The sequence below is a fragment of the Rhodococcus triatomae genome, assembly GCF_014217785.1.
Lineage (GTDB): Bacteria > Actinomycetota > Actinomycetes > Mycobacteriales > Mycobacteriaceae > Rhodococcus_F > Rhodococcus_F triatomae.
Genome location: NZ_CP048814.1, coordinates 1 through 18,501, shown reverse-complemented (window position 1 = coordinate 18,501; position 18,501 = coordinate 1). Strand labels below are relative to the sequence as shown.

At 69.2% G+C, this 18,501-nt stretch carries 17 protein-coding genes; 14 read left to right on the top strand and 3 right to left on the bottom strand.

The features are described 5' to 3' along the window. Positions 1 to 163 precede the first annotated feature (163 nt). The 12 genes from G4H71_RS00085 (at position 164) to G4H71_RS00030 (ending at position 14,218) form a co-directional block, all read left to right on the top strand. Positions 164 to 1,561, top strand: coding sequence for an FAD-binding oxidoreductase (locus G4H71_RS00085; protein ID WP_072739920.1), 1,398 nt, complete (start codon positions 164 to 166; stop codon positions 1,559 to 1,561). 96 nt (positions 1,562 to 1,657) lie between these two features. Continuing rightward, positions 1,658 to 2,128, top strand: a complete 471-nt coding sequence (locus G4H71_RS00080) for a hypothetical protein (protein ID WP_072739975.1) — start codon at positions 1,658 to 1,660, stop codon at positions 2,126 to 2,128. A 65-nt stretch (positions 2,129 to 2,193) separates the two neighbouring features. Then, the gene (gene argC / locus G4H71_RS00075; RefSeq protein ID WP_074700614.1) at positions 2,194 to 3,249 is read left to right on the top strand and encodes an N-acetyl-gamma-glutamyl-phosphate reductase; all 1,056 of its coding nucleotides are present in this window, start codon (positions 2,194 to 2,196) and stop codon (positions 3,247 to 3,249) included. A gap of 86 nt (positions 3,250 to 3,335) precedes the next feature. Continuing rightward, positions 3,336 to 4,505, top strand: coding sequence for a bifunctional glutamate N-acetyltransferase/amino-acid acetyltransferase ArgJ (gene argJ, locus G4H71_RS00070; RefSeq protein ID WP_246442864.1), 1,170 nt, complete (start codon positions 3,336 to 3,338; stop codon positions 4,503 to 4,505). Continuing rightward, the gene (gene argB, locus G4H71_RS00065) at positions 4,502 to 5,452 is read left to right on the top strand and encodes an acetylglutamate kinase (protein ID WP_072740364.1); all 951 of its coding nucleotides are present in this window, start codon (positions 4,502 to 4,504) and stop codon (positions 5,450 to 5,452) included. The genes argJ and argB overlap by 4 nt, the downstream gene beginning before the upstream one ends. After that, complete coding sequence (locus tag G4H71_RS00060; RefSeq protein ID WP_072740365.1) at positions 5,449 to 6,648, top strand: acetylornithine transaminase; 1,200 nt, start codon at positions 5,449 to 5,451, stop codon at positions 6,646 to 6,648. Before argB ends, G4H71_RS00060 begins: the two co-directional genes overlap by 4 nt. A gap of 5 nt (positions 6,649 to 6,653) precedes the next feature. Next, positions 6,654 to 7,616, top strand: a complete 963-nt coding sequence (gene argF / locus G4H71_RS00055) for an ornithine carbamoyltransferase (protein ID WP_072740366.1) — start codon at positions 6,654 to 6,656, stop codon at positions 7,614 to 7,616. Then, a complete protein-coding gene (locus G4H71_RS00050; protein WP_072740367.1) occupies positions 7,613 to 8,134 on the top strand; it encodes an arginine repressor in 522 nt (173 codons plus the stop codon). The genes argF and G4H71_RS00050 overlap by 4 nt, the downstream gene beginning before the upstream one ends. Positions 8,135 to 8,228: 94 nt before the next feature. After that, the gene (locus G4H71_RS00045; protein WP_072740368.1) at positions 8,229 to 9,428 is read left to right on the top strand and encodes an argininosuccinate synthase; all 1,200 of its coding nucleotides are present in this window, start codon (positions 8,229 to 8,231) and stop codon (positions 9,426 to 9,428) included. Positions 9,429 to 9,430: 2 nt separating this feature from the next. Continuing rightward, positions 9,431 to 10,858 (top strand): argininosuccinate lyase, encoded by a 1,428-nt coding sequence (gene argH, locus G4H71_RS00040; RefSeq protein WP_072740369.1) that lies wholly within the window; start codon positions 9,431 to 9,433, stop codon positions 10,856 to 10,858. An 89-nt stretch (positions 10,859 to 10,947) separates the two neighbouring features. After that, entirely contained in the window at positions 10,948 to 13,959 is a 3,012-nt protein-coding gene (locus G4H71_RS00035; protein WP_072740370.1) for an AMP-binding protein, read from the top strand. Positions 13,960 to 13,993: 34 nt separating this feature from the next. Continuing rightward, positions 13,994 to 14,218: a Trm112 family protein gene (locus G4H71_RS00030; protein ID WP_072740371.1), complete on the top strand. Its 225-nt coding sequence runs from the start codon at positions 13,994 to 13,996 to the stop codon at positions 14,216 to 14,218. On the opposite strand, the gene G4H71_RS00025 is transcribed toward G4H71_RS00030, so the two are convergent. Genes G4H71_RS00025 through G4H71_RS00015 form a run of 3 tightly spaced genes read right to left on the bottom strand, consistent with a single transcriptional unit; the run spans position 14,204 to position 16,340 of the window. After that, positions 14,204 to 14,839, bottom strand: coding sequence for a TetR/AcrR family transcriptional regulator (locus tag G4H71_RS00025; protein WP_072740372.1), 636 nt, complete (start codon positions 14,837 to 14,839; stop codon positions 14,204 to 14,206). The genes G4H71_RS00030 and G4H71_RS00025 overlap by 15 nt on opposite strands. Continuing rightward, positions 14,836 to 15,591 (bottom strand): ABC transporter permease, encoded by a 756-nt coding sequence (locus G4H71_RS00020; RefSeq protein WP_072740373.1) that lies wholly within the window; start codon positions 15,589 to 15,591, stop codon positions 14,836 to 14,838. Before G4H71_RS00020 ends, G4H71_RS00025 begins: the two co-directional genes overlap by 4 nt. Beyond that, complete coding sequence (locus tag G4H71_RS00015) at positions 15,588 to 16,340, bottom strand: ABC transporter ATP-binding protein (protein WP_072740374.1); 753 nt, start codon at positions 16,338 to 16,340, stop codon at positions 15,588 to 15,590. The genes G4H71_RS00020 and G4H71_RS00015 overlap by 4 nt, the downstream gene beginning before the upstream one ends. 95 nt (positions 16,341 to 16,435) lie before the next feature. Here G4H71_RS00015 and G4H71_RS00010 point away from each other — a divergent pair, with 95 nt between their 5' ends. Together G4H71_RS00010 and tyrS are read left to right on the top strand one after the other, a co-directional pair. Continuing rightward, complete coding sequence (locus G4H71_RS00010; RefSeq protein WP_246442667.1) at positions 16,436 to 17,053, top strand: DNA-3-methyladenine glycosylase; 618 nt, start codon at positions 16,436 to 16,438, stop codon at positions 17,051 to 17,053. 26 nt (positions 17,054 to 17,079) lie between these two features. Then, positions 17,080 to 18,357, top strand: coding sequence for a tyrosine--tRNA ligase (tyrS, locus tag G4H71_RS00005; RefSeq protein WP_072740376.1), 1,278 nt, complete (start codon positions 17,080 to 17,082; stop codon positions 18,355 to 18,357). Positions 18,358 to 18,501: the final 144 nt, after the last annotated feature.

The following is an 18,501-nucleotide window of genomic DNA, read 5'->3' as shown; positions in this document are numbered from 1 at the left end:
CCGACGAAGGTTGAATCGGCAAGCGGAAGGCAAACGCGCGGTGTTTCGGGTGGCGACCGGCGTGTCGCGCGGCGAGCCGGCGTGCGGCTGCCGAGAGTCCATGCGGATCCGGACCGATACGTGAACCCGTGACTTGCGCCGTCGGAGGGGGTACGCAGGAGGAATGACGACTCGGGACGGGCACGGACGGGCCGCCGGACACGAGGACGTCGTCCGGGCGCTCAGTGCCGTCGTGGGCACGGCGAACGTGCTCACCGACCCTGCGACGGTGACCGGGTACACCACCGACTGGACCGGTCGGTATCGCTCGGACGTCGCCGTGGTCGTCCGCCCCGCGGGGACCGACGAGGTGGCGCAGGTGCTGCGGCTGTGTCACGCCGCGGACGTACCGGTCACCGCACAGGGTGGGAACACGGGGCTCGTCGGCGGTGGGATACCCGCGCCGGGTGCGGTTCTGCTCAGCACGCGGCGCCTGCTCGGTGCGCCGATCGTGGACGCGGTAGGGCAGACGATCGAGGCCGCGGCCGGAGTCACCGTGGCAGAGGCGGATCGGGCGGCACGCGAGCACGGACTGCGGATGGGCGTGGATCTGGCCTCGCGGGAGAGCGCCACTCTCGGCGGGATCGTCGCGACCAACGCCGGAGGGATCCGGATGATCCGCCACGGCAACACGCGCAGGCAACTGCTCGGTGTGGAGGCGGTGGTGGCGGACGGACGCGTGCTGCGCCGATGGCAGCCCCTGGTCAAGGACAACGTCGGCTACGACCTGCCCGGCCTGCTGTGCGGGAGCGAAGGGACCCTCGCAGTCGTCACCGCGGTCCTCATGCGGCTGGTGGGCCCGGCGCCGCCGGCACAGGTCGTACTCGCTGCCGTCGACCGGGTGGACGCGGCTGTCGAGTTCTGCCGCCGTGCGGCGCGCCACGGGCTGACCGTCGAGGCGGCGGAGTTGATGACCGCGGCCGGGGTCGGCCTCGTCGCCGGACGCACCGCGTCGGCGCTGCCCGCAGGCGGGAAGGCCCCGTTCTCGATACTGGTCGAGGTGTCCGGCGGAACCACGGACGATGTGGTCGAGATCCTCGGCGCGGCCGACGATCTCGTCGTCGATGCGGTCGTGGACGAGGCGCCTGGACGTCGGCTCTGGCAGATCCGGGAAGGGCACACGGAAGCGATCGCTCGATCGTCGGCGACTCCCGTCGTCAAACTCGACGTCGCGGTTCCGCTCGGGACGATGGGTCCGGTCGTCGACGCGATCACGGCCGGGATCGCCGAGTGTGCCCCGGGTGCGCGCTGTGTCCAGTTCGGGCACTTCCTCGACGGCAACATCCACGTCAACGTTCTCGACGTACCGCCGGATCTGGCCGGGCCCGTCACCGAGACGGTGTTCACCCTGGTGGCCCGGTATCGCGGCAGCATCAGCGCCGAGCACGGGATCGGCCGGGCGAAGCTGCCGTGGCTGTCGCTCGGACGCGAGCCGGTCGACATCGAGGTCATGAGATCGATCAAGCACGCCCTGGATCCACGGGGCATTCTCAACCCCGGTGTGCTCTTCCCGGCACCGTGACGCACCGCGTCGGTGTACACATGACGCATTACACATGACGCACCGTGTCGGGCAAGGAGGTTGTCGGGAGCTCGATCCGCTGGGAGGGTGGACGGTATGGACCCCTCCATCGCTCGTGACGCACTGTCCGCACTGACCGATGCCGAGATCGTGGCGGTCGTGCGCGAGGTCGCCGATGCGCGGCCGGGTCTGGCGTTCCTCGCCGCGGCGTGTGCCGATCCAGGCGGCGAGGTCCTCCGTCCGGTCGAGGCGTTCCCGATCCTCGATGCGGAGGCCGACACGTCGGGCGTCGCCTCGTCGCCCGCGTCGGGCACGGGTTTCTCGGGCACGGGTCTCTCGGGTGGGGATGTCACCCGATCCGACTACACCGACGACGGTGTCCCCACCTACGACGCGGTGCGGGAGAAGATCGAGGGACGATTCGGTACCGCGATCGGTTCTGCGGAACTGGCGCACGAGACACCGGCAGGCAAGTCGGTGGAGCAGCAGTGGACGGAACGGGAGAAGGCGGCGAAGGCCAGGTTGGACGAGATCCGGAAATCGATGGGCACGTTCGGGGACGACTGACTGCAGGGACGACTGACTGCATAATGATTATGCAGCGCGATGCACGATGATGCATAATGGTCGTCATGACGGACCAATCGCGCACACCGATCAGGGTCGCCGTGGCCGGCGCCAGCGGATATGCGGGCGGCGAGCTGCTGCGCCTGCTCCTCGGCCACCCGCTGTATGCGGACGGGTCGCTCGTGATCGGCGCGCTGACCGCGGGCGGTAGCGCCGGATCGACGCTCGGCAGTCACCACCCGCACCTGCTGCCGCTGGCCGAACGAGTGCTCGAGGGCACCTCGGTACAGACGCTCTCCGGGCACGACGTGGTGTTCCTCGCGCTCCCGCACGGCAAGTCTGCGCAGTTCGCGCGGGAACTGCCCGAGTCCACCGTCATCATCGACTGTGGCGCGGACTTCCGCCTCACCGACGCCGCGGCCTGGGAGCGGTACTACCAGAGCCCGCACGCGGGTAGTTGGCCGTACGGCATGCCGGAGCTGCCCGGCGCCCGGGACCGGTTGCGGGGCGCAACGCGCATCGCGGTTCCCGGCTGCTACCCGACGGCGGCGAGCCTCGCGCTCGCGCCCGCGGTCGCCGCGGGAATCGTCGAGCCACGGGTGCACGTGGTCGCGGTGACCGGAGCCTCCGGAGCGGGCCGCGCCCCGAAGGCTGATCTGCTCGCCGCCGAGGTGATGGGTTCGGCCCGCGCCTACGGCGTCGGCGGAGCGCACCGGCACACGCCCGAGATCGCGCAGAACCTCTCTGCCGCGGGTGGCGTCGACGTGTCGGTCTCGTTCACCCCCGTCCTCGTGCCCATGCCGCGGGGGATCCTCGCGACGTGCACCGCTCCCACGGCAGTGACTGCGGAACATGCCCGAGAGGTCTACGAAAAGGCTTACCACGACGAGCCTTTCGTGCATGTCCTCCCGGAAGGGGTGTTCCCTCAGACGAGTGCGGTGATCGGGTCCAACGCCGTGCAGATCGGCGTCACCGTGAACGCGGACGCGGGCGAACTCGTCGTGATCGCGGCGATCGACAATCTCACCAAGGGCACCGCAGGCGGTGCCGTCCAATCGATGAACCTCGCCCTCGGCTTGCCCGAGACCGCGGGCCTGACCACCGTGGGAGTAGCACCGTGACCGCCGATTTCACGCCCGAGCCCGGGCAGCCCGACGATGCGCCGGGCACCGAGGTCGCAGGCGGCCGGCTCGTCCGAAGCCAGGGCGTGACCGCGCCGGCCGGCTTCCGTGCGGCGGGTATCACGGCCGGGATCAAGGCGAACGGCAACGCCGACCTCGCGCTCGTCCTCAACGAGGGCCCGGAGCTCTCGGCCGCGGGCGTGTTCACGGCCAACAAGGTCAAGGCCGCGCCGGTGCTCTGGTCCCAGCAGGTGCTCACCACGGGACGGCTTCGTGCCGTGGTTCTCAATTCCGGCGGTGCCAATGCCTGTACCGGCGCACCGGGGTTCCAGGACTCCCACAAGACGGCGGAGGAAGTCGCAGCGGCCCTGAGCAATTGGGGAACGGACACCGGTGCTGTCGAAGTCGCAGTCTGCTCCACCGGGCTCATCGGCGACCGGTTGCCGATGGACAAGCTGCTGCCCGGCGTCACCGAGGCGGTGCACGAGCTCGCGGGCGGACTGTCCGGCGGCACCGATGCGGCCTACGCGATCATGACGACGGACACCGTGCCCAAGCAGGCGGCGCTGCACCATTCCGGCAAGTGGAACGTCGGCGGGATGGCCAAGGGTGCGGGCATGCTCGCGCCTGCCCTCGCCACCATGCTGTGTGTGATCACCACCGACGCGGTGGCCTCGGCGGAACAACTCGACGAGGCGCTGCGTGCCGCCACCAGGGTGAGCTTCGACCGCCTGGACGTGGACGGCGCGACGTCCACCAACGACACGGTGCTGCTCCTGGCATCCGGTGCGAGCAACGTCGCGCCGTCCCAGGAGGAGCTCACGGCAGCGGTCACCGCGGTGTGCGACGATCTCGCGGACCAGTTGATGGCGGACGCCGAGGGCGTCACGAAGCGGGTGCGGGTCACGGTACGTGGCGCGGCCTCCGAGGACGAGGCACTGATCGGCGCCAGGACCGTGGCCCGGGACAGCCTCGTCAAGACCGCGGTGTTCGGTTCCGATCCCAACTGGGGCCGGGTACTGGCAGCGATCGGTATCGCCCCGATCGAGCTCGATCCCGACCGGATCACGGTGTCCTTCAACGGAAGCCCCGTGTGTATCGACGGTGTCGGGGCTCCCGGAGCACGCGAGGTCGATCTGTCCGGGGTCGACATCGACCTGGACATCGACCTCCGGATCGGCGACGCCGCGGTGACCATCCGCACGACGGACCTCTCGCACGGGTACGTCGAAGAGAATTCGGCGTACTCGTCGTGAGCGCGATCGCGGGTATCACCGCGCACCAGAAGGCGCACGTCCTGGCTGAAGCGCTCCCGTGGCTGCAGGCGTTCCGGGACAAGATCGTGGTCGTCAAGTACGGCGGCAACGCCATGATCGACGAGGAACTGAAGACCGCCTTCGCCGCCGACATGGCCTTTCTCCGGACGGTGGGCATCCACCCCGTCGTGGTGCACGGCGGGGGCCCGCAGATCACGGCGATGCTGCAGCGGCTGGGCTTGGTCGGCGAGTTTCGCGGCGGATTCCGGGTCACCACACCGGAAGTCATGGACGTCGTGCGGATGGTGCTGTTCGGGCAGGTCGGACGCGAGCTCGTGGGTCTGATCAACGCTCACGGCCCGTATGCCGTCGGAATCTCCGGTGAGGACGCGCACCTGTTCACCGCCACCCGTCGGACGGTGTCGGTCGACGGCGTCCCGACCGACATCGGCCTCGTCGGTGACGTGACGACGGTCAACCCCGACGCCGTGCTCGACCTCATCGGCGCCGGCCGGATTCCGGTCGTGTCCACCATCGCCCCGGACCAGGACGGCGTCGTGCACAACATCAACGCCGATACCGCGGCAGCGGCGCTGGCGGAGGCGATCGGCGCCGAGAAGCTCGTGGTTCTCACCGACGTCGAAGGCCTCTACACGGACTGGCCGGATCGCAGTTCCCTCGCCACCGAGATCGACGTCGCGGCGCTGGAACAACTCCTGCCGACCCTCGATGCCGGGATGGTGCCGAAGATGGAGGCCTGCCTGCGGGCGGTGCGTGGCGGTGTGCCGACCGCGCACGTCATCGACGGACGACTCGCGCACTCGGTCCTGCTCGAGTTGTTCACCGAGGAGGGCATCGGCACCATGGTCGTGCCCGCCGGTTCCGGGCCTGCCCACAACCCTGTGAGCCAGACCCGTTCCGCCCCGATCCAGGGAGACGTTTCATGAGTGGCACCTTCGAGATCCAGCAGCGGTGGGAGACCTCGCTGATGGACAACTACGGAGTTCCGAAGGTCGCGCTCGCACGCGGCGAGGGCGCCGTGCTCACCGACGTGGACGGCAGGAACTACCTCGATCTGCTCGGCGGTATCGCGGTCAACATCCTCGGCCACGGACACCCCGCCGTCGTCGAGGCCGTCACCCGGCAGCTTGCGACCCTCGGGCACGTGTCGAACCTGTACGCCAGCGAGCCGGTGGTGACCTTGGCGGAGCGGCTCCTCGCGCTGCTGGGGGCGCCGGGACGCGCGTTCTTCTGCAATTCGGGTACCGAGGCCAACGAGGCCGCGTTCAAGCTGGCCCGGCTCACCGGCCGGCCGAAGATCATCGCCGCACAGAACGCGTTCCACGGCCGCACGATGGGTGCCCTCGCGCTCACCGGGCAGCCGGACAAGCGCGTGCCGTTCGAGCCGATGCCTCCCGGTGTCGAGCACGTGCCCTACGGGGACGTCGCGGCGCTCGAGGCCGCCGTCGACGACCGGACGGCCGCAGTGTTCCTCGAACCGATCATGGGGGAGTACGGCGTCGTGGTTCCCCCGGAGGGGTACCTGGTCGCCGCGCGGGAGATCACGGCACGACACGGCGCGCTGCTGGTGCTCGACGAGATCCAGACCGGCATCGCCCGAACCGGCTGGTTCTACGCGCACCAGGCGCACGGCATCGTTCCCGATGTGATCACCCTCGCCAAGGGGCTCGGCGGCGGAATGCCGATCGGTGCGGTGCTCGCCACCGGCCCGGCCGCGCAGTTCTTCGGACCGGGCAAGCACGGCACCACGTTCGGCGGCAATCCCGTGTGCGCCGCGGCGGCACTGGCGGTTCTCGACACGATCACCGAACAGGACCTCGTCTCGCGGGCGGACGCGCTCGGCAAGCACGTCACCTACGGGATCGAGGCGCTGGGCCATCCGCTCGTCGATCACGTGCGCGGCGCCGGCCTGCTGCTCGGCATCGTGTTGACCGACCAGGTCGGTCCTGCCGTCGAGGCGGCCGCGCGAGACGCCGGATTCCTCGTGAACGCCGCACGTCCCGACGTGATCCGGTTGGCGCCGCCACTCGTGCTCTCCGACGAGCAGGCGGATTCGTTCGTCGCGGCACTGCCGGCGATCCTCGACGCAGCGGGCTCCCCGGCGACGCAGGAAGGGAACTGACCGCGATGACCGCGCACAGCACAGTGAAGGACACGCCAGTGAAGAACTTTCTGCGCGACGACGACCTCACCCCTGCGCAGCAGGCCGAGGTGCTCGACATCGCGGCCCGGCTCAAACGTGAGCCGTTCTCCGAGCGTCCGCTCGAGGGACCGCGCGGTGTCGGCGTCATCTTCGAGAAGAACTCGACGCGCACCCGGTTCTCTTTCGAGCTGGGCATCGCTCAACTCGGTGGACACGCGGTGGTGGTGGACGGCCAGAGCACCCAGCTCGGGCGGGAGGAGACCCTCGCGGACACCGGCCGGGTGTTGTCGAGATATCTCGACGCGATCGTGTGGCGCACGTTCGGACAGGCGCGGCTCGAGCAGATGGCCGCGGGCACCACGGTGCCGATCGTGAACGCGCTCTCCGACGAGTTCCATCCGTGCCAGGTGCTCGCCGACCTGCAGACCCTGCGCGAACGTAAGGGCGACCTGAAAGGTCTGCGGCTGACCTACCTCGGCGACGGCGCCAACAACATGGCGCATTCGTTGCTGCTCGGTGGTGTCACCGCAGGAATCGACGTGACGATCGCCAGTCCCGAAGGGTTCGCCCCGAAGGAGTGGATACTCGATCTCGCCCGGTCCCGCGCCGCGGAGACGGGGGCGTCGATCGCTGTCACCAGCGACCCGAAGGCCGGCGCGGAGGGTGCCGACGCCCTGGTGACCGACACGTGGACGTCGATGGGGCAGGAGAACGACGGACTCGACCGGGTCGGTCCGTTCCGGCCCTTCCAGATCAACGAGTCGTTGCTCACCCACGCCGACGACGAGGCGATCGTGCTGCACTGCCTGCCGGCGCATCGCGGCGAGGAAGTCACCGATCAGGTGCTCGACGGTCCGCAGAGCGTGGTCTGGGACGAGGCCGAGAACCGGCTGCACGCCCAGAAGGCGCTGCTCGTCTGGCTGCTGGCCCAACGGAGCCCACGGTGAGCACCACCTCCGAATCCCGGGCGGGTCGCGGCACCGCGGGCGGCCCGGCCCGGACCCGAGCCGGGCGTCAGGCCAGGATCATCGCGATCCTGTCGAACAACCCGGTCCGCAGCCAGACCGAACTGGCCGCGTTGCTCGCCGCCGAGGGGATCGAGGCCACGCAGGCCACTCTCTCGAGGGACCTCGAGGAACTCGGCGCCGTCAAGCTGCGCGGTGCCGACGGCGGTGCCGGGGTCTACGTCGTCCCGGAGGACGGCAATCCCGTGCGCGGCGTGTCCGGCGGTACCGACCGGCTGTCCCGCCTCCTCGGTGATCTGCTCGTCTCCACCGACGCCAGCGGCAATCTCGCCGTGCTGCGAACTCCGCCGGGGGCGGCGCACTATCTGGCCAGTGCACTCGATCGGGCATCATTACCCGAAGTGGTGGGCACCATCGCCGGGGATGACACGATCATGGTGGTGGCACGCGAACCGATGACCGGCGCGCAGCTGGCCGCGAAGATCGAGTCGCTCGCCTGACAATCGAATCGAACGTCCCGAATGCACGTCCGCGAATCCGAACCTCGCGAACGCTGCACATTCTCTACAGAACAACCTAAGGAGCACACAGACAATGGCCGATCGCGTCGTACTCGCCTACTCGGGTGGGTTGGACACCTCCGTCGCCATCAGCTGGATCGGCAAGGAGACCGGCAAGGAAGTCGTCGCCGTCGCGATCGATCTGGGTCAGGGCGGGGAGGACATGGAGGTCGTGCGTCAGCGCGCCCTCGACTGCGGTGCGGTCGAGTCCGTCGTCGTCGACGCGCGCGACGAGTTCGCCGACGAGTACTGCCTCCCCACCATCCAGGCCAACGCCCTCTACATGGACCGTTACCCGCTGGTGTCGGCGATCAGCCGTCCGCTGATCGTCAAGCACATCGTCCAGGCGGCCCGGGACCACGGCGGCACCGTCGTGTCCCACGGCTGCACCGGCAAGGGCAACGACCAGGTGCGTTTCGAGGTCGGCTTCGGTGCCCTGGCACCGGACCTGGACGTCATCGCCCCGGTCCGTGACTACGCGTGGACGCGGGAGAAGGCCATCGCCTTCGCCGAGGAGAACAAGATCCCGATCAACGTCTCCAAGAAGTCGCCGTTCTCCATCGACCAGAACGTCTGGGGACGCGCGGTGGAGACCGGGTTCCTCGAGGACCTGTGGAACGCGCCGACCAAGGACGTCTACAGCTACACCGAGGACCCTACGGTGCACTGGCAGACACCGGACGAGCTGATCATCACCTTCGACAAGGGCCGCCCGATCGCGATCGACGGTCGCCCGGTGTCCGTGCTCGAGGCCATCCAGGAACTCAACCAGCGGGCCGGTGCCCAGGGCGTCGGCCGCCTCGACGTCGTCGAGGACCGCCTCGTCGGCATCAAGAGCCGCGAGGTGTACGAGGCGCCGGGCGCGATGGTCCTCATCACCGCGCACCAGGAGCTCGAGCACGTCACCCTCGAACGCGAGCTGGGTCGCTTCAAGCGTCAGACCGAGCAGCGCTGGAGCGAGCTGGTCTACGACGGCCTCTGGTTCTCGCCGCTCAAGGACGCGCTGGACACCTTCGTGCAGAAGACGCAGGAGCACGTCTCCGGTGACATCCGCCTGGTCCTCCACGGCGGTTCGGTGGTCGTCAACGGCCGGCGCAGCGGAGAGTCGCTGTACGACTTCAACCTCGCCACGTACGACGAGGGCGATTCGTTCGACCAGTCCAACGCCAAGGGCTTCGTCCACATCCACGGACTGTCCTCGAAGGTCGCCGCGAAGCGGGATCTGGGCCTGTAACGATGACGGATGCCACCCCTCACGGGACCAACGAGGGCGCGTTGTGGGGCGGCCGGTTCGAGTCCGGACCGGCCGCCGCCATGGCGGCACTGAGCAAGTCGACCCACTTCGACTGGGTACTCGCGCCGTACGACATCCGGGCGTCGAAGGCCCATGCGCGGGTACTGCACCGGGCGGGGCTGCTGTCGGAAGCCGACCTCGCCACCATGCAGGACGGCCTCGACGGTCTCGCCGCAGACGTCGCGAGCGGTGCCTTCGCACCCGCCGAGTCCGACGAGGACGTGCACGGCGCCCTCGAACGAGGGCTCATCGAGCGGGTGGGCCCGGAGGTCGGCGGGCGCCTGCGCGCCGGGCGCTCGCGCAACGACCAGGTCGCCACGCTGTTCCGGATGTGGCTGCGGGACGCGGTGCGCCGGGTCGCCGCGGGAGTCCTCGACGTGGTGGACGCGCTCACCGCGCAGGCGGCCACGCATCCCGCCGCCGTGATGCCGGGCAAGACGCACCTGCAGGCGGCCCAGCCGGTTCTGCTGTCCCACCACCTGCTCGCCCACGCCCATCCTCTGCTCCGGGACGTGGAGCGGTTGCGCGATTTCGACCGCCGCGCCGCGGTCTCGCCCTACGGCTCCGGTGCGCTCGCCGGGTCGTCGCTGGGACTGGACCCGGAGGCGATTGCGGCAGATCTGGGGTTCGATTCGTCGGCGGAGAACTCCATCGACGCGACGTCCTCCCGGGATTTCGCCGCGGAGGCGGCGTTCGTGCTCGCGATGATCGGTGTGGACCTGTCCCGGATGGCGGAAGAGGTGATCCTCTGGAGCACACCGGAATTCGGCTATGTGACGCTGGCCGACGCATGGTCGACCGGGTCGTCCATCATGCCGCAGAAGAAGAATCCGGACGTCTCCGAACTGACCCGGGGCAAGTCCGGTCGACTCATCGGCAACCTCACCGGTCTGCTCGCGACGCTCAAGGCACAGCCCCTGGCCTACAACCGTGATCTGCAGGAGGACAAGGAGCCGGTCTTCGATTCGGTGGCTCAGCTCGAACTGCTCCTGCCCGCGATCGCAGGTCTGGTCGGCACCCTCGAGTTCCACACCGATCGGATGGCCGAGCTCGCGCCCGCGGGCTTCACCCTCGCCACCGACATCGCCGAGTGGATGGTGCGGCAGGGGGTGCCCTTCCGGGTGGCCCACGAGGCCGCGGGCGGGTGCGTACGCGCCGCCGAGGCCAGGGGAGTGGGCCTCGCGGATCTCACCGACGCGGAGCTTGCCGCCGTGGACGCGGCGCTGACGCCGGAGGTCAGGGAGGTGCTCACCGTGGCCGGGTCGATCGCGTCCCGCGACGCACGCGGGGGAACTTCGGGCGTTCGCGTGCGGGAGCAACTCGACCGTGTCGCGGCGCTCGCGACGACACTGCGTAGCTGGACGGTGTGAGAGATCACGTCGTGGCCGGACCCCGCGTGGTAACACAGAACGTGCACAGGCAGACTTAGGTCACAGTTCGAGTAGCGGGGAGTGGCGACGTGCGTGTGAGAGCGAACTCGGTGATCGGTCCGGTCCGTCGTGTGGTGGCTACGGCCCAGAACGGGTTGGAGGTGGTCCGGCTCGGCGGTCTGGCCACCGACATCACCCGTTCGCCGTACGTCGTCGTCGAGCGCACCCCCATGTATCGGTTGCGGAGGTACTTCACCGACGCCGAGACCGGCGAGGCCGGCCCCCCGATCGTCCTGGTGCCACCGATGATGATGTCGGCGGACGTCTACGACGTGACCAAGGACCAGGGTGCCGTCAGCGTTCTCCGGGAGATGGGCATCGATCCCTGGGTGGTCGACTTCGGCGAGCCCGACGTCGAGGAGGGTGGGTGGGATCGCAATCTCGCCGATCACGTCATCGCGATCAGTGACATCGTGGAGTTCGTCCGCCGGCAGACCGGCCGTAAGGTGCACCTCGCCGGATACTCCCAGGGCGGAATGTTCGCCTATCAGGCCGCCGCGTACCGGCGCAGCCGGGACATCGCCAGCCTGATCACCTTCGGCAGCCCGGTGGACACCCTCGCCGGTTTGCCGTTCGGCATCCCGGCGGAAGTGGCGTCGAATGCCGCGGACTTCCTCGCCGACCACGTCTTCAGTCGGCTCGCGGTCTCGGGATGGATGGCGCGCACCGGCTTTCAGCTCCTGGACCCGGTGAAGACCCTCCGGTCGCGGGTGGAGTTCCTCCTCCAGTTGCACGACCGCGAAGCATTGCTCCCACGGGAACAGCAGCGCCGCTTCCTCGCCACCGAAGGGTGGGTGGGCTGGTCGGGCCCCGCGGTCGCGGAACTGCTCAAGCAATTCATCGCCCACAACCGGATGATGACGGGCGGATTCGTCATCAAGGACACGGTGGTCTCGCTCGCCGAGATCTCGACCCCCATTCTGGCCTTCCTCGGTGAAGTCGACGACATCGGGCAACCCGTGGCCGTTCGAGGAATCCAGCAGGCCGCACCGAGCGCCGACGTATTCGAATCCTCGCTGAGGGCCGGTCATTTCGGGCTCGTGGTCGGATCAGCGGCCGTCTCGCACAGCTGGCCGACGACGGGGGAGTGGGTGCTCTGGCGCGAGGGGGAGGGCGGCAAGCCCGCCGAGGTGTACGCGATGCGCCGGGACGAGGTCCATCCCGGCGAGACCGGCGTGTCTCTCGCGGACCGTGTCGTGCACACGGTGGCCTCGGTGGCGGAACTGGGCATCGGCGTCGGAAGGGGCCTGAGCGACCTGGCCTCGGGTGCGGTGCGCGGGACGGTGGAGTTGTCCGGCGAGGCGACTCGGGCTCTCCCGCGGCTCGCCCGCCTGGGCCAGATCCAGCCGCACACGCAGATCTCACTGAGCCGCCTGCTCGCCGAGCAGCGTCGCAAGGCGCCGCGCGGTGAGCTGTTCGTCTTCGACAACCGGATACACACCCACGAGAACGCGGGTGCCCGGATCGACCGGGTCGTGCGGGGGCTCATCCAGTCCGGTGTGCGCCCCGCCGCTCACGTCGGAGTGCTCATGGGTACCCGTCCGAGTGCGCTCGCGGCCGTCGCCGCGTTGTCGCGGATCGGTGCCGTCGCGGTGTTGCTGCCCCCGGACGGCGACCAACTGCCCGTCGCCGTCGAGTTGGGGAACGTGTCCCGCATCGTCGCCGATCCGGAGCACGTGGAGCTGGCGGTCGGCACCGGGAAGGAAGTCCTCGCACTCGGCGGCGGCGAGGTGCGCGAGCTGGAGCTGAAGCCGGGATGGAAGGTCGTCGACCTCGAGCAGATCGACGCCGATGCCGTCACCCTGCCCGGGTGGTACCGGCCCGATCCCGGTCTCGCACGTGAACTCGCGTTCATACTCTTCACCGAGTCGCACGGAAGCCTCGAGATCAAGCAGATCACGAATCACCGGTGGGCGCTGTCGGCGTTCGGTACGGCCTCCGCCGCCGATCTCGACCGCAGCGACACCGTCTACTGCCTCACCCCGCTCCACCATCCGTCGAGCCTGCTCGCCACCCTGGGCGGTGCCGTCGCGGGCGGGTCCCGGATCGCGCTGTCCCGCAGCCTCGATCCGAAGCGCTTCGGCGAGGAGGTCCACCGCTACGGCGTCACGGTGGTGAGCTACACCTGGACCATGTTGAGGGAGATCCTCGACGCCGACGAGACGACGGTGCACGGCATCCACCCGGTACGCCTGTTCATCGGCTCCGGCATGTCCCCGGCACTGTGGAACCGGACGATCGACGAGTTCACGCCGGCACAGGTTCTGGAGTTCTACGCGTCCACCGAGGGAGACGTCATCCTCGCGAACGTCTCCGGCGCCAAGATCGGCTGCAAGGGTCGCCCGCTGCCCGGCACCGCCGAGGTGAAGCTGGCCGCCTACGACCCGGTGACACGGTCGCTCATCGAGGACGAGAACGGGTTCGTCCGCGAGTGCGCCGACGACGAGGTGGGCCTGCTGCTCGGTCGCGCCGGCGTCTACGCCGAGATGCAGGGGGGCGCCCTGCGGGGCATCTTCGCGGCAGGTGACGCCTGGAGCCCGACCGAGAACCTCTTCCGGCGCGACCAGGACGGGGACTACTGGCTGGTCGACCACAAACGCACCGTCGTCGTGTCGCCGCGTGGGCCGATCTACACGACCCCGCTGGTCGATGCGCTCGGGTGTGTCCGGAAGGTCGACCTCGCGGTCGTCTACGGGATCGAGGTCGACGGCACCGAGATTGCCGTGGCGGCGATGACGGTGAAGGGCAACGGTCTCCCCGCGGTGGCCGACATCGAGGATGCGTTCGCGCACATCCCGGTGGATCAGTGGCCGGACATCCTCACCGTGGTCGCCGGTATCCCGGTCGGGACGTCGTACCGGCCGAGCGCCACCGAACTGCGCGCCGCAGGGCTCCCGTCGCCCGGGCCGCGGGTGCGCTACCTCGACCTCGAATCGGGCACGTACAAGCGTTTCACCAAGGCCGTGGCCGCTCATTTCGCCGAGGGGCGAGGAGTGCATGCCGGGGCTCCACATGGTTCCCTCGCCACCGGGGCGCGGTAGCCTGAACCGCGAACCGACCCCCGAGAGGAACCCAGTGGCCATCGACCCGACCTTGCTCAGCATCCTCGCCTGCCCTCAGGACAAGGGCCCGCTGCTGTTGATCGGGGACGAGCTGCTCTACAACCCGCGGTTGCGCCGGGCCTACCCGATCGATGCCGGCATCCCGGTCCTGCTCGTCGACGAGGCGCGTGATGTCGATGCGGCGGAACACGATCAGCTGCTCGCCCGGGCGGATGCGCCGCCGTCAGCGGATTCCTGACGAGGCACTCCCGGTGAGGTCGCGTCCCCAGTCGCCGGTGAGGTAGCGCTGGACCGTCGGCCCCACGACCGCGACGACGTCGTCGACGGGCAGCGAGGCGAGCGGCTCGAGCGTGAGGACGTAGCGGGTGAGGAGGAGCCCGGCGATCTGGGAGGCGACCAACTGCACCCGGACCCGGCCCGACCCGGCGGGCTCGTCGACCAGTGGGACGAGATCGCGGAGGACGAACTCGAGCAGGAACGTACGCAGGAGTGCGCCGTCGGACTCGGTGACCGTCGCTCGGAACGCAGCCGCGAGTGTGGGCCGGAGCGGCGATTCCCAGGCTCCGAGGACGGTGCGGAGCAGTGCCGGCCCGATGTCGCCGACCGGGAGTTCGAGGACCGGAGCGATCACCTCGGACGGATCCACCGGTACTTCCAATGACGCGGTGAAGAGTCCGCGTTTCGTCCCGAAATAGTGGTGCACCAACGCGGGGTCGACCCGGGCTGCGCTCGCGACCGCGCGGATCGTGGTGCGGTCGAAGCCGTTCCGCGCGAACTCCACCCGGGCGGCGGCGAGGATCTCCTGCCGGGTGGACGAGCTTCCCGGGCGCCGTCCGGGCCGAGTGCCGCGCGCACTCACGGCGTGCGGCGTCGCAGCGTCGCCGCCGCGAGAGTGAGGGACACCACGACGAAGCCGAGGACCACGGCAAGATCGCGCAGCATGAGCCCGGTGACGCCGGGGTGAACGGTCACCTGCCCGAGCGCGTCGACCGCGTAGCTGAGGGGGAGGACGTTGCTGACCCATTCGAGCCAGGTCGGTAGCTGGTCGCGGGGCACGAGCAGGCCGCAGAGCAGGAACTGCGGGATGACCACGACCGGCATGAACTGCACGGCCTGGAACTCGGTCCGGGCGAACGCGCTGCACAGCAGGCCCAGAGCTACGCCGAGGATTGCGTTGAGCACGGCGATCGTCACCACCCACGCGACGCTTCCCGCCGTCTCGATGCCCAGGAACCCGAAGGCCGCTGCGCAGGCGAGGGCGGCCTGGGCGATCGCCGCGGCGGAGAACGCGGCGGCGTAGCCGCCGAGCAGATCGAATTTGGCCAGGGGAGTGGTCAGTAGCCGTTCGAGGGTTCCCGACGAGCGTTCGCGCTGCATCGCGATCGAGGTGACGAGGAACATCACGACGAAGGGCAGGACGCCCAGCATCGTGACCGCAATCCGGGAGTACAGGGACGGCTCCCCCGGGGCCGTGGGTACGTCCTGGTACAGGAAGTAGAGCAACACCATCAGCAGTGTCGGAACGAGGAGGATCATCGCCACGGTGCGGTGATCGGAGCGCAACTGGGCGAGGATCCGGCCCGTCGTCGCGACCAGAATTCGTGGATTCATCGGTCCTCACCCCGGGCCTCGGTGTCGTCCGCCGGGCCGGTCTCCCGGATCAATTGCAGGAAGGCCTCGTCGAGGCGTTCCCGGCCGGTGCGTCGACGTAATCCGGTGGGCGTGACGTGCGCGAGCAGCCTTCCCTCGCGCAGGAGAAGCAGAGTTGCGCAGTGGTCCGCCTCTTCCATCACGTGACTCGACACGAGGAGTGTCGTGCCGTTCCGGGCCAGGTCGGCGAAACGATCCCAGAGGTCGGCGCGGAGTACGGGGTCCAGGCCGACGGTGGGTTCGTCGAGCAGGAGGACCTCCGGCTCCGCGACGAGCGCGCACGCCAGTGACACGCGGCTCGACTGTCCGCCGGACAGGTTGCCCGCCAGTCGGGAACGGTGCGAGCGGAGTCCGACAGCCTCGATCGCCGAGTCGGCGGCGGCGCCGGACCGCCCGTAGAGGGATGCGAAGTAGCGGACGTTGCGGGTGACCGTGAGATCCGCGTAGATGCTGGGGGACTGTGTGACGTAACCGATGCGGTGACGCAGGGCCGGGGAGCCGGCGGGCTCCCCGAGGACGGTCACCTGGCCGGACCGCACGATCTGGGTGCCCACGACGGCACGGATGAGGGTGGTCTTTCCGGACCCGGACGGGCCGAGTAGGCCGGTGACGGCGCCTGCCTCGACGTCGAGGTTCAGCCCGTCGAGCACCATCCGACGCCCGCGGCGCACGGTGAGTTCCCGCGTGCTGATCGCGGCCGCCTCGGTCATCGGCCGTCCCGTCGTCTGCCGAATGAATTCATCACACGATGAATTCTGCGCGTCCGGTTGCCGCCGGGTCAAGGGAGCGCAGGCACAATCGACGGGTGAGCTCCGAACGTCTGTCCGCGTGTGCGCCCGTCGAAGCCGCGGGTCTGATCCTCGGCGGGTGCCTGGTCGTCGACGACGTCGAGATGGAGATCGTCGAGGTCGAGGCGTACGGGGGCGATCCGGACGGCCCGTGGCCGGATCCTGCGGCGCACTCGTATCGGGGGCCGACCCCGCGCAACAGCGTGATGTTCGGACCCGCGGGCCGTCTGTACGTCTATCGCAGCTACGGGCTGCACTTCTGCATGAACGTCTCGACCGGACCGCCCGGGACGGCGTCCGCCGTCCTGTTGCGGGCGGGTCGGGTCCTGCGGGGCGACGAGAGCGTGCGTGCACGCCGCGGCGGCGCGCGTCCGCGTCGGGACTGGGCACGTGGTCCCGGCAACCTGGGCTCGGCGACCGGGATCTCCCTCGACGACAACGGGGCCGATCTGTTCGACCCGGCTTCCCGTGTGCGCCTCGGGCTCGGCGACGCGGCCCGGTGGGAGTCGGGTCCGAGGGTCGGGGTGAGCGCGGCGTCCGAGCGGCCGTGGCGCCTGTGGATACCCGGCGCCCCGGAGGTGTCGGCCTATCGACGCAGCCCGCGTGCGCTGGTGGCCGACTCGTCGGCATGGTGAGAACCGCGGATGGGATGATCGGTGTCGTGACTGAGAACATCATCGACGAACTGACCTGGCGTGGGCTCATTGCCCAGTCGACCGATCTGGATGCCCTGCGGAAGGATCTCGCCGCCGGTCCGGTCACGCTCTATGCCGGGTTCGACCCCACCGGGCCGAGCCTGCATGCCGGCCATCTGGTCCCGCTCCTGGCGTTGAAGCGCTTCCAGCGGGCCGGACATCGCCCGATCGTCCTCGCCGGGGGAGCGACCGGGATGATCGGCGACCCCCGAGACGTCGGTGAGCGCACGATGAACTCTCCGGACACGGTGGCCGAATGGGCGGACCGGATTCGTGGTCAACTCGAACGGTTCGTCGACTTCGACGACTCTCCCACCGGCGCCGTCATCGAGAACAACATGACGTGGACCGGGAAGCTGTCGGCAATCGACTTCCTCCGGGACATCGGCAAGCACTTCTCGGTGAACGTCATGCTCGCGCGCGACACCGTCAAGCGGCGGCTCGAGGCGGACGGGATGTCCTACACCGAGTTCAGCTACATGCTGTTGCAGGCGAACGACTACGTACATCTGCGACGTGACCACGGGTGCCGGCTGCAGGTCGGTGGTTCCGATCAGTGGGGCAACATCATCGCGGGCGTCGAGCTCAACCGCCGCCTCGACGGCGAGTCGGTGCATGCGCTCACCGTGCCTCTGGTGACCTCGGCGGACGGAAAGAAGTTCGGCAAGTCCACCGGTGGCGGGAGCCTGTGGCTGGATCCGGAGATGACCAGCCCGTACGCCTGGTACCAGTACTTCGTGAACACCGGCGACGCGGACGTGATCAAGTACCTGCGCTGGTTCACCTTCCTGTCCGCCGAGGAACTGGCCGATCTGGAGATCTCGACCGCGGAGCGCCCGCAACTACGGGCGGCGCAGCGCCGACTCGCCGCGGAGATGACCACGCTCGTGCACGGTGAGGCGAACACCAGGTCGGTCGAGCTGGCGAGTCAGGCACTGTTCGGCCGTGCCGAACTCGGCGAGCTGGACGAGGCCACCCTCGCCGCCGCGTTGCGGGAGGCGTCGGTGTCCGTCCTCGATCCCGGGGCTCCCTCGACGATCGTGGATCTGCTCGTCCTGAGTGGGCTCTGCGAGAGCAAGGGCGCGGCACGCAGGACGGTCAAGGAGGGTGGGGCGTCGGTGAACAACGTCAAGATCGCGGACGAGGGATGGACTCCGGAATCTGTCGACGCGCTGCACGGAAAGTGGCTGGTCATCCGCCGCGGCAAGCGAAACTTCGCCGGCATCGAAGTCGCCACCCGGTGACGTGTGGGGCGTCACAACAGCCGCGGCGGCGTGGAAGCCCGGGAGCGGGCCGCCTTCGGGCGGCCCCACCTGCGGCTTTCATCCCACCGTGGGCGGCGACCTGGGGATTTGACGCTCCGTTTTCCTTGACGTAACTTATTCCAG

Bases quoted from the DNA above. Each gene is read 5' to 3' on its own strand.
- argF (WP_072740366.1), top strand. From the start codon at position 6,654: ATGACCGCGCACAGCACAGTGAAGGACACGCCAGTGAAGAACTTTCTG.
- G4H71_RS00085 (WP_072739920.1), top strand. From the start codon at position 164: ATGACGACTCGGGACGGGCACGGACGGGCCGCCGGACACGAGGACGTC.
- G4H71_RS00080 (WP_072739975.1), top strand. From the start codon at position 1,658: ATGGACCCCTCCATCGCTCGTGACGCACTGTCCGCACTGACCGATGCC.
- G4H71_RS00015 (WP_072740374.1), bottom strand. From the start codon at position 16,340: ATGACCGAGGCGGCCGCGATCAGCACGCGGGAACTCACCGTGCGCCGC.
- G4H71_RS00020 (WP_072740373.1), bottom strand. From the start codon at position 15,591: ATGAATCCACGAATTCTGGTCGCGACGACGGGCCGGATCCTCGCCCAG.
- argH (WP_072740369.1), top strand. From the start codon at position 9,431: ATGACGGATGCCACCCCTCACGGGACCAACGAGGGCGCGTTGTGGGGC.
- G4H71_RS00045 (WP_072740368.1), top strand. From the start codon at position 8,229: ATGGCCGATCGCGTCGTACTCGCCTACTCGGGTGGGTTGGACACCTCC.
- G4H71_RS00060 (WP_072740365.1), top strand. From the start codon at position 5,449: ATGAGTGGCACCTTCGAGATCCAGCAGCGGTGGGAGACCTCGCTGATG.
- argC (WP_074700614.1), top strand. From the start codon at position 2,194: ATGACGGACCAATCGCGCACACCGATCAGGGTCGCCGTGGCCGGCGCC.